The sequence below is a fragment of the Flavobacterium sp. genome (assembly GCF_031363805.1).
Taxonomy (GTDB): domain Bacteria; phylum Bacteroidota; class Bacteroidia; order Flavobacteriales; family Flavobacteriaceae; genus Flavobacterium.
In genome coordinates this window covers 1-2,698 of the sequence record NZ_JANLVD010000010.1, presented here as the reverse complement: position 1 = coordinate 2,698, position 2,698 = coordinate 1, and the positions used below count along the sequence as shown (strand labels likewise).

The following is a 2,698-nucleotide window of genomic DNA, read 5'->3' as shown; positions in this document are numbered from 1 at the left end:
CAAGTAAATATGGAACAATATGCTGAGGGTTTATATTTTGTGATATTACATAATAAAACAGATGATAAATACAACTATTTGAAAGTAATTAAAAAATAGAACCATGAAAACTAAAATTTATTTATTGCTATTATTTTTAATGACAATCAATGGTTTCTCACAAGAAACCAAAATGAGTATTAAAGATTACATCAACTTTTCTAATTTACCAAGTAAACCAAAAGATGCACCTAGTTGGGCGAATCAGTTGTACGGCAATCCAAACCAAATTAACGTCAAAGAATTAAAAACAGAACTCAGTAATTGGCTAATTGCCGAGAAAAAAGAAAAGAAAGAAAAAAGAATTGATGAAAAAGAAAGCAAATTTGAAGAAGGAGCTTCTGAAAATCCACTTGTTCGATTTGCACTAGATTTTATTGTTAAAATTCCAAACGATTGGATTAATGAACAAGGATTTATTGTAATGCCCACCAAAAACGATTTTATCAAAACAGCCGAAAATTTTGAAAAAAATAGAACGACAACCAATTCAAAAAAGGAAAATAAAAGTGTTTTAGTTAACAATTGGGAGCAAATTGGTACTATGGAAGTTGTTGAAAATGACGAACAAGTCCAAGCAATTACAAATATCTTCCATTTAGATATTGCTCCATCAGCAACCAACACAAGATTGGCATCTACCGAAACAGGTTCGATTTTTAAAACTACTGATGGTGGTTCAAATTGGACTTTTGTAGCAGATTATGGCGGTTCATCAGCATTTCATCCTACAGATCCTAATAAGATAATTTTGGCAAGTAACCCCTTTCGATACACCTCAAATGGTGGCACAAGTTGGACAGTTTTGCCCGTTGCGGCTAATTGTAACGAAATTATTTGGTCAAACAATGGTCAAACAATTCTTGCGGCTACCAATGATGGCGTATATGTTTCGTCTGATGCTGGTGCAACTTTCAACAAGAAAATAATTGGTGATTTTATGGATGTTGAGTTCAAACCCAACAGCTCAACAATTGCTTATGCTGTAAATAATCAAGGTGAATTTTATAAAAGCATTGATGCAGGTTTAACTTGGGTTATTAAACCAACAAACTATGCGGCAAATACCCAAAAAAAAGGTTTTCTAATAGCGATCACAGCTGCAAACCCAGATTTAGTTGCTGTTGCCTGTTTAACAGGTACTGCAGCTTATGGCAATGATAATAAAGTAGAAATATTAAAAAGCACTAATAACGGAGAAAATTTTTCAACCCTTTCTAATACAAATATTGGCTTTTCTCAAGGTTTCTACGATTTTGTTTTTGGTATTTCTCCAGTTGATGTTAATATTTATTTTATAGGCATATGCTCATTTTTTAAATCGACTGATGGCGGTTTAAGTTTTAGTGTAATTGGTGGATATTATGGTCCTTTAAGGCTAAAAATTCATCCAGATATTCAAGACATGGTTTTTTTGGGCGATAAAGTTGTACTATCTACAGATGGCGGTGTGGGCGAATCTCCTGACAATTTTACCAATCTTTCGCTTTGGAAAAGTACCAGTAAAGGATTGTTTGCATTGAATTATTTTGGTTTTGACATAGGGTTCAATACCGATCAAATGGGTGGCGGAAAAGTACATAATGGCAATGATATTTTTAATCCAAATTGGAACAATAGAAAATCGTTATTAGTAGAAATAAGAGAAGCTCCTGTTGGAAAATCAATTTTTAGTAGGCCAAATTCATTATTTTATGCAGATATGAATCCGAAACAATTTAAACAAATTGATGAAGACTATAACCCAATTTTTACAAACTCTTACCCTTTTACATTAGAAAATAATTCATATGTAAACGGTTTAAGAAATAGTGATACTACTTCGAATACGGTCGATAGCAATATTATATATGCTGGTTTTGAAAACAATGTTTTAATATCTTACGATAACGGAGCAACTAGCCAGGTATTAAAAAACTTCGGCTCATTAGTTTGGGATGTAAAAACATCTCGAAAAGACTCAAAAGTACTATATGTAATAACAAGTTCAGACGGCTTATGGAAAACAGTTGATGGCGGTGTAAATTGGACTTTATGTAACTTGACAGTAAATAATGTTAACCTAAAACCCGATGGAGTTGAATGCTATATTGATGTATCTCAAACCAATGCAAACGAAATTTGGCTAACTCGTGCAGATTCAAATAACGCTACAAGAGTTTTTAAAAGCATTGATGGCGGACAAGTTTGGACTGATTTAAATACTCCAACATTAAATGGATTTAGTGCTAGACAAATACAACATCAATATGGTTCTAACGGAGGAGTGTATATTTTAGGAACTACAAACGAAATATCAAAGTGTTATTATCGCAACGACGCCATGCCAGATTGGATTGATTATTCGTCGAATTTAATGTCTGGAACAGCAAAAGAAAGAGTGTTTTTAAAAGCATCGTATTACAAAGAACGATTGATAGTTGCCAGTGCAAAAGGTGGCGTTCAGACTGTTCCTTTTTACGAAAAAAGCAATCCAGTAGCACAACCAACCACCAATGTCAAAGACATTTGTATAAACCAAGAAATAAAATTCAGCGATTATAGTATTTTGGATTATACAGGTGCCACTTGGGAATGGTCGTTTTCTAAAACACCAATTTATTTGAATGGTACAAGTGCAGGTTCAAGAGACCCAATTGTAAAATTTTTATCACCAGGA

1 protein-coding gene is annotated in these 2,698 nt (G+C 33.2%); it reads left to right on the top strand.

Annotation, left to right across the window (positions count from 1 at the left end):
* Positions 1 to 103: 103 nt before the first annotated feature.
* Positions 104 to 2,698 (top strand): hypothetical protein (locus RMN92_RS00530; RefSeq protein WP_309607507.1); only part of this gene is annotated, 2,595 nt, incomplete at its 3' end.